Raw genomic sequence first — 7,959 nt, forward strand, 5'->3', positions numbered from 1 at the left:
CTACTGCTGTGGCAGGGCCGTCGCGACGGTGGTGGCGAGCGCAAGTGCCCGTGTCGCCCAGTCCGCATCGGCGCCGGCGAGCCCGCAGGCCGGGGTGATGATCAGCTGTTCGGCGAACACGTCGTGGGACAGCCCGATGGTGTCGATGATCTCGGTGACGGATGCGACGACGTGCTCGGCGGGCAGTTCGCGACCCGGATCGGTCGACGGGACCGCTCCGAGAGCGACCACCGAACCGCCGTCGAGGAACTCGCCGAGACCGTCGAGGTTGGTCGCGCGCACGTGGGCAATGTCCAACGAGACCCCCCAGAGCTTTGTCTGCGCGACGGTGTGCCAGGGGAATCGCTTGCCGCAGTGGTGCAGCAGCACCGGGCCGCCGACGACGTCGATGAGTGCATCGATGTGCTCGGCCACGACCTGCGAGGGCACCGGGTTGATCACGTCGAGCCGGCTCAGCGGCGCGATGCTGCCCTCGATGACACGGTCGAGCAGCGGCTCGTCGAACTGGACGAGCACCTGCGCACCGAGCCGACGACGGATCTCGGCGGCGTGCGTCGCGGCGCCCTCGGCGATCGAGTCGACCAGATCCGACCACGCCCCTCGGTCGTGCAATGCCTTGTGCCCGCCGCCGACCTCGACCGACGCGGCCAGGGTGAAGGGTCCACAGAGCTGCACCTTGACCCACCGGTCCGGACCACCGAGTCCGCGGGTCTCCCAGATCTCCTCGAGGGCGTCGATGTCGGTGCGCAGCATGTCCCGCGCCTGCCGACCCATGGTCGACCCACCCGAGCGCAACCGGTAACCGGACGGCGTGACGTCCATGGGCATGTCGACGAGCAGGGCGGCGCTCCGCCCGATCATGTCGGCCCCGAGCCCGCGCGCGGGCAGTTCGGGCAGGTGAACCAGACCCACCTCGCCGGCGATGATCTCGGCTGCGGCACGCGCGTCGGATCCGGGCATCGAGCCGACGCCGGTGGCCACCCCGGTGGGTGGCGACGCGGCCGGGTTCGTCACGCGGCTGCGATTCGGCCGCAGCCGAGAACGACGTCGCCGTCGGAGGGGTCGAGACGGTAGAGCACCGCGGCCTGACCTCGGGCGACCCCGGTCAGCGGCTCGGACAGCTCGATGTGGATCCGGGCACCGCCGTCGATCGCCCGGGCCCGTGCACGCGCGAGACCACCGTGGGCACGGACCTGCACGGTGCACTCGAGATCCTCGGTCGGCACCGTTCCCGATGTCCAGACCGCGCGATCGGCGGTGATGGACCAGACGTCGAGATCCTCGGCCGGACCGACCGTGACGACCGACGTCTCCGCGTCGATACCGGTGACGTAGCGGGGTCGGCCGTCCGCGGCGGGAGCCTCGATGCCGAGGCCCTTGCGTTGGCCGATCGTGAAGCCGTGGACGCCGTCGTGTTCGGCGAGCGCGACACCACTGGAGGAGTCGACGACCATGCCGGGTCGGACGCCGATGCGGGCGCCGAGGAACGCGCGCGTGTCGCCGGTGGGGATGAAGCAGATGTCGTGCGAGTCCGGCTTCTCGGCGACCGACAGCCCGCGACGCGCCGCCTCCGCCCGGATCTCGGACTTGGGGGTGTCGCCGATGGGGAACATCGCGCGTGAGAGTTGTTGTGCGGTCAGCACCGCGAGGACGTAGGACTGGTCCTTGTCCTCGTCCACCGCGCGCCGGAGCTCGCCGTCGACGAGCCGTGCGTAGTGGCCGGTGGCCACCGCGTCGAAGCCGAGGGCGATGGCCCGCTCGGCGAGAGCGGAGAACTTGATCTTCTCGTTGCACGACAGGCACGGGTTGGGCGTCTCACCCGCGGCGTAGGCGCTGACGAACTCGTCGATGACGTCTTCTTTGAAGCGGTCGGCGAAATCCCAGACATAGAACGGGATCCCGAGGATGTCGGCGACGCGGCGGGCATCGCCCGCGTCTTCCTTCGAGCAGCAACCGCGGCTGCCGGTGCGCAGCGCGCCCGGTGCGGTGGAGAGCGCGAGGTGGACGCCGACGACGTCGTGTCCGGCGTCGACCGCGCGTGCGGCGGCCACCGCGGAGTCCACGCCACCGCTCATCGCGGCCAGGATGCGCATCAGCGGTCCCCCGCCGAGACGCTGGCCATGCCCGCGGTGCGTGCGCGATCGACCACCTCGCCGATGACCGCGGCGACGCGGTCGATGTCGGCCGCGGTGGTCGACGGTGCCAGGCTGAACCGCAGGCTGCTGCGGGCGTCCGGGGTGGACATGCCCATCGCGATGAGTACGTGGCTGGCCTGGGCGACGCCCGCGGTGCAGGCCGATCCGGTGGAGCACTCGATCCCATTGGCGTCGAGCAACATCAGCAGCGAGTCCCCCTCGCACCCGATGAAGGACACGTGCGCGTTGCCGGGGAGGCGCCGAGACCCCAACGGTCCGTTGACGAGACAGCCCTCGGTGTCCATCAGGGCGCTGAGCAGCCGGTCACGCAAGGCCGAGACACGATGCATCGAGTCGGCGAGCTCGTCGACCGATTGCGTCAGCGCGGCGGCCATGCCGACGGCCGCGGCGGCATCCGGTGTGCCGGACCGGACGTCGCGTTCGTGGCCACCACCGTGCAGCAGCGGGACACAGTCGACGTCGCGACGCAGCAGCAACGCGCCCGAACCGTGGGGACCGCCGAACTTGTGTCCGGCGAGGCTCAACGCGGACAGGCCGCTGGAGGCGAAGTCGACCGGGATGTGCCCGACGGCCTGGATGGCGTCGGTGTGGATCGGTACCGCGAACTCGGCGGCGATCGCCGCGAGTTCGGTGATCGGTTGGATCGCCCCGACCTCGTTGTTGGCCCACATCACCGACACCAGGGCGGTCTCGGTCGCGTGTGCGGCGAGCTCGGCCCGCAGATCCGCGGGATCGACGAACCCGTCGGAGTCGACCGGCAACAGTACGAGGTCGGCCTCGCCACGGTCGGCGAGCCATTGCGCGGGATCGATGACCGCGTGGTGTTCCACCGACGAGATGACGATCCGCCGGCGGCGGGGGTCACCGGCTCGCCGGGCCCAGAAGATGCCCTTGACGGCGAGGTTGTCGCTCTCGGTGCCGCCCGCGGTGAAGATGACCTCGGATGGACGCGCACCCACTGCTGCGGCGATCGACTCGCGTGCCTCCTCGAGGTGGCGGCGCGCGCGACGGCCGGACCCGTGCAGCGACGCGGCGTTGCCCGGATCGCCCAGGATCTGCGTCATCGCCTCGACGGCGCGGGGCAGCATGGCTGTCGACGCGGCGTGATCGAGGTAGACGGTGGGACGGCCGATGGGCGTCCGATCGGTGGTGGGCATGGTGTCCTCAGGATAACGCCCGGGACACCGTCGACAATTCCGCGGCGTGCTCAGCCCGCCAGCGACAACCCGTGCACACTCTCGGCGGCGGTGGGCAGCGGTGGGAGCACCATCGGCCCGAAGACCAGGCGTTCGCACCGTCGGGCGAGTTCCCGACGATCCGAACCCGGCAGCTGCAACTCGTGTACCCGGATCCGCACGCTCAGACCGGTGGCCGAGATCACCCTCCGCATCGTGTCCATGAGGTCGTCGTCGCCGATGAAGCTCGCGACCGTGGACACCTCGTCGCCAGGACCCCGGAAGCCGACATGCATCGGGATGACGGGGACGGATGCGTCGACGGCCGCCTGGAACATCGCAGGCCGGAACGTCCCGCCGGTGCGTCCGCACCACGTGGTGCCCTCCGGGAACACCCCGACGGCGTCGTCGGCGTGCAGTCCGGCGACCGCCGCCTCGACCGTGCCCGGCAGCGCCCGCAACGACGCGCGGTCGATGCCGATGACACCGAGGCGGCGTGCGAGGGTCCCGATGACCGGCCACGCGAGCAGCTCGGACTTCGCGACGAAGCGGGCGGGCACCACCGCCGCGATGGCGAGGATGTCGAGGAACGAGGTGTGGTTGGCCACGATCAGGCCGGCCCCCCTACCGACGAACGGTCGACGGTCGTCGACCAGGACCGCGATGCCCAGGGCCGCGAGCAGCGAGCGCGCGGCACCGCGGACGAACCGTCGTCGCAGCGGACGCGGCAGGGCCGTGACGATCGTCCCGGCGGGGATGAGCCAGCAGATGGTCATCACGACCCGCAGGAGCCGGATGACGGCCCGCACGCGGCCGTGTGTGCGGGCGGCGGTGGGCACGCAGCTCGTGTCGCAGGGACTGACGGGGAACCAGGCGTGGGCGCGCCGGGTGGGCAGGGTGTGGACGAGGGTCATCTAGGCCTCCGCGGCGTCGGCGGCCGACCGCAGTCGGTCGAGGTATCGGGTGTTCGCCTGGTTCTTGTCGATGATCGTGACGAAGTCGGCGACGCCGAAAAAGACGTCGTGGGCGGGTTCGCCGCAGATCTGCGCCCCGATCCGCAGGTAGCCGCGCAGCAGCGGCGGCAGCGCCGGCCGGGGCGGCGCGGCGATGTCGTCGAGTCCACGACCGTCGAGGTCGAGAGGGATACGAGGGTGGACCTCCCAGGGCGCGCGGTGGCGATCCCGGACGAGGTCGCGGATGCCCCGGATGTGGGCACCCGGCGCGGTGCCGTCGCCGGTGTCGACGGGCACCGAGGTGCATCCGACGGCGTAGCGGTGGCCGGTGTCGTCGAGGTAGCGCAGGATCCCCGACCACATCAGCGCCATGACCGACCCCGAGCGATGCGCGGTCGCGACACAGGCCCGACCCATCTCGACGGTCTGCGGGGCGATGGGGTCGAGTTCGGCGAGATCGAACTCGGTGGCGGTGTACAGACCGCCCGCGGCGATCGCGCCCGCGGGCGGCAGCATCCGGTAGCAGCCGACCACCTCGTCGGTGTCGTTGTGGCGGACGATCAGGTGGTCACAGAAGTCGTCGAAACGGTCCGCGTCCCGGCCGTCGGTGACGCCGGCCATCGCCGAGGTGAAACCGGGCTCGCGGGAGAACACCGCGTACCGCAGCCGCTGCGCCGCGACGATGTCGCGCGGGTCGTCGGTGAGATGGAGGCTGTAGGTCGGTCCGGTGATGAGTGGACGCGTGGACCGCGGAGGGGTCGGGAGGGGTCGATCGGCCAGCAGTGAGTTGGTCATGGCCACAGGTGTAGTGACCGATTCGCACAGCACTGCAGCGCGACGGTGTCGTGTCGATGGAGGCGTGATGAACTCCCCCGGCCATGGTGAACCGGGCCCGACACGCACATGACCCCCGGGGGATCCCGGGGGTCATGTGGTCGTTCAGGTCGTGCTGCGGCTCACTTGCGCTTGTTGACGGCCTCGGTGAGCTGGGGTGCGACGTCGAACAGGTCGCCGACGATGCCGAAGTCGGCGATCTCGAAGATCGGCGCCTCCTCGTCCTTGTTCACCGCGACGATGGTCTTCGAGGTCTGCATACCCGCACGGTGCTGGATGGCTCCGGAGATGCCCAGGGCCACGTACAGCTGCGGCGACACGGTCTTGCCGGTCTGACCCACCTGGAACTGGCCGGGGTAGTAGCCGGAGTCGACCGCCGCGCGCGAGGCACCGACAGCGGCACCCAGCGAGTCGGCGAGGTCCTCGACGACCGAGAACTTCTCGGCGCTGCCGACACCGCGTCCACCGGAGACGACGATCGACGCCTCGGTGAGCTCGGGCCGGTCGCCACCGACGATGGGCTCGATCTTGGTGATCTTGACGGCGTTCTCGGCCGCGGCCGGGACCTCGACGTCGACACGCTCGCCTGCGCCTGCCTGCGGCTCGGCCTCCACGGCGCCCGGACGGACGGAGTAGATGGGCACGTCACCCTTGGCGGTGGCGTCGACGGTGAACGCGCCACCGAAGATCGAGTGCACCGCGCTGCCGTCGGAGTTCAGGCCGACCACGTCGTAGAGGATGCCGGATCCGAGACGGACCGCGAGACGACCGGAGATCTCCTTGCCGTCGGCGTTCGCTGCGACGATGACACCGGCGGGCGAGGCCTGCTCGACAACCGCGGCGAGGACGTCGACGCGGGGGCTGATCAGGTAGTTCTCGACGTCGTCGGACTCGGCGACGTAGATCTTCTCGGCTCCGGCCTCGGTGAGGCCGGCGATCAGACCGTCGGCGTTGCCGGGCTTGCCGACGACGACTACGGACGGGGTGCCCAGTGCACGTGCTGCCGTGATCAGTTCGCCGGTGACCTTCTTGAGTCCACCCTCTGCGTCCTGCTCGGCAAGAATCAAAACTTCAGCCATGATTTCTACGCTCCTCAGATGATCTTCTGTCCGACAAGGTATTCGGCGACCTTCGTGCCGCCGTCACCTTCATCGGTCACGCGCTCGCCCGCGGTCTTGGGCGGCTTCGGGGTGGACGAGGTGACCGTGGAACCGGCGTTCTCGAGGCCCACGTCCGACGGCTCGACACCGATCTCGGCGAGGGAGAGGACCTGTACTTCCTTCTTCTTCGCGGCCATGATCCCCTTGAAAGACGGGAACCGGGGCTCGTTGATCTTCTCGGTCACGCTGACGATGGCAGGCAGCGAGGCCTCGACGTGGGTGATCCCCTCGTCGGTCTCGCGCTCGCCGGTGAGGGTCTCGCCCTCGACGGTGAGCTTGCGCAGATGCGTCAGGTGCGGGAGCTCGAGGTACTCGGCGATCATGGCCGGCACCGCGCCGCCACGTCCGTCGGTGGCCTCGTTGCCCGCGATCACGAGCTCGACGCCCTCGACGGTGCCCAGTGCGCGTGCGAGCACGTACGCGGTCTGGACGGAGTCGGAGCCGTGCATCAGGTCGTCCTTGATGTGGATGGCCTTGTCGGCACCCATGGACAGAGCCTTGCGGATCGCGTCGGATGCGCGCTCCGGACCGGCGGACAGGATCGTGACCTCGCCCCCGCTCGACTCCTTGATCTGGAGCGCCTCCTCGACGGCGCGCTCGTTGATCTCGTCGAGCACCGCGTCGGCTGCTTCACGGTCCAGCGTGTAGTCACCATCGGAGAGCTTGCGCTCGGACCAGGTGTCTGGAACCTGCTTGATCAATACGACAGTGTTCGTCATGGTCCTCATCGACCTCCTGCTTGGGGTTCGTCAACTTACCGCCCGGTAAGGATAAGCGTTCCACTCCACTTTAACCCCAACCAGGGGCGTGATTGACACCCGTTCCATCCCAGGTGGGGAGGTGGCCATGACGCTGATCACAACGTCGGCCACTAGGCTCCCGGGGATGATCAACCCAACCGAGCGCCCGGAGGCGACACAGGGGCCCACCCTCGTGCTCACCGGCGAACGCACCGCGCCGGGGATCGCCGAGGAGAACTACTGGTTCCGGCGACATGAAGTGGCCTACGAGCACATCCTCGCAATCTGCACCGACCGTGACGTGCTCGAAGCCGGATCCGGCGAGGGGTACGGAGCGGACATGCTCGCCGATGTCGCTCGGAGCGTGGTGTGTGTCGACTACGACGCCACCGCCGTCGCGCACACCCGGGCTCGATATCCGCGCCTGAGCATCGAACAGGGCAACCTCGTCGACCTCCCGTTGGCCGACGCGAGCGTCGATGTCGTCGTCAATTTCCAGGTGATCGAGCACCTGTGGGATCAGCCACAATTCGTACGGGAATGCGCCCGGGTCCTGCGCCCGGGCGGTGTGCTGCTGATGAGCACGCCGAACCGGATCACCTTCTCCCCCGGCCGCGACACCCCGCTCAACCCCTTCCACACCCGGGAACTGTCGGCCACCGAACTCGGCGAGCTGCTCGGCGACAACGGGTTCACGGTCTCGGAGATGGCGGGCGTGCACCACGGCCCCGCGTTGCGCGCTCTCGACAAGAGGTGGGGCGGGTCGTTCATCGACGCGCAGATCCAGCGCGCGCTCGACGGCGAGCCCTGGCCCACCGCTCTGACGGCCGACGTCTCGAGCATCCGGTCGACCGATTTCGAGATCCACCCCGACGACATCGAGGCCAGCCTCGACCTCCTCGCCGTCGCGGAGCGACTCGACCGCCCCGTCGCGGAGCGAC

At 69.6% G+C, this 7,959-nt stretch carries 8 protein-coding genes; 1 reads left to right on the plus strand and 7 read right to left on the minus strand.

The annotated features are described in order from the left end of the window. From JHC79_RS14885 to JHC79_RS14915, 7 genes are all read right to left on the minus strand, one after another. Positions 1-1,014 (minus strand): vitamin-B12 independent methionine synthase, encoded by a 1,014-nt coding sequence (locus tag JHC79_RS14885; protein WP_296392122.1) that lies wholly within the window; start codon positions 1,012-1,014, stop codon positions 1-3. Continuing rightward, positions 1,011-2,093 carry a tRNA 2-thiouridine(34) synthase MnmA gene (mnmA, locus tag JHC79_RS14890; RefSeq protein ID WP_296392124.1) on the minus strand — a complete coding sequence of 361 codons (1,083 nt, stop codon included), beginning with the start codon at positions 2,091-2,093 and terminating at the stop codon, positions 1,011-1,013. Before mnmA ends, JHC79_RS14885 begins: the two co-directional genes overlap by 4 nt. Next, positions 2,093-3,313 carry a cysteine desulfurase family protein gene (locus JHC79_RS14895; RefSeq protein ID WP_296392125.1) on the minus strand — a complete coding sequence of 407 codons (1,221 nt, stop codon included), beginning with the start codon at positions 3,311-3,313 and terminating at the stop codon, positions 2,093-2,095. The genes mnmA and JHC79_RS14895 overlap by 1 nt, the downstream gene beginning before the upstream one ends. Before the next feature lie 50 nt (positions 3,314-3,363). Further along, on the minus strand, positions 3,364-4,245 hold the full coding sequence (locus JHC79_RS14900; protein WP_296392128.1) for a lysophospholipid acyltransferase family protein: 882 nt from the start codon (positions 4,243-4,245) through the stop codon (positions 3,364-3,366). Further along, a complete protein-coding gene (locus JHC79_RS14905) occupies positions 4,246-5,079 on the minus strand; it encodes a GNAT family N-acyltransferase (protein ID WP_296392129.1) in 834 nt (277 codons plus the stop codon). A 161-nt stretch (positions 5,080-5,240) separates the two neighbouring features. After that, positions 5,241-6,197 (minus strand): electron transfer flavoprotein subunit alpha/FixB family protein, encoded by a 957-nt coding sequence (locus JHC79_RS14910; RefSeq protein ID WP_296392130.1) that lies wholly within the window; start codon positions 6,195-6,197, stop codon positions 5,241-5,243. 14 nt (positions 6,198-6,211) lie between these two features. Next, a complete protein-coding gene (locus JHC79_RS14915; protein ID WP_296392132.1) occupies positions 6,212-6,997 on the minus strand; it encodes an electron transfer flavoprotein subunit beta/FixA family protein in 786 nt (261 codons plus the stop codon). 166 nt (positions 6,998-7,163) lie between these two features. On the opposite strand from JHC79_RS14915, the gene JHC79_RS14920 reads away from it, so the two are divergent. Next, on the plus strand, positions 7,164-7,959 hold a 796-nt coding region (locus tag JHC79_RS14920; protein ID WP_296392134.1), incomplete at its 3' end, for an SAM-dependent methyltransferase.

Source organism: Williamsia sp., from assembly GCF_016462415.1.
GTDB lineage: Bacteria > Actinomycetota > Actinomycetes > Mycobacteriales > Mycobacteriaceae > Williamsia_A.

Coding starts and splice junctions, on each gene's coding strand:
- mnmA (WP_296392124.1), bottom strand. CDS start 2,093: ATGCGCATCCTGGCCGCGATGAGCGGTGGCGTGGACTCCGCGGTGGCC.
- JHC79_RS14895 (WP_296392125.1), bottom strand. CDS start 3,313: ATGCCCACCACCGATCGGACGCCCATCGGCCGTCCCACCGTCTACCTC.
- JHC79_RS14900 (WP_296392128.1), bottom strand. CDS start 4,245: ATGACCCTCGTCCACACCCTGCCCACCCGGCGCGCCCACGCCTGGTTC.
- JHC79_RS14905 (WP_296392129.1), bottom strand. CDS start 5,079: ATGACCAACTCACTGCTGGCCGATCGACCCCTCCCGACCCCTCCGCGG.
- JHC79_RS14910 (WP_296392130.1), bottom strand. CDS start 6,197: ATGGCTGAAGTTTTGATTCTTGCCGAGCAGGACGCAGAGGGTGGACTC.
- JHC79_RS14915 (WP_296392132.1), bottom strand. CDS start 6,997: ATGACGAACACTGTCGTATTGATCAAGCAGGTTCCAGACACCTGGTCC.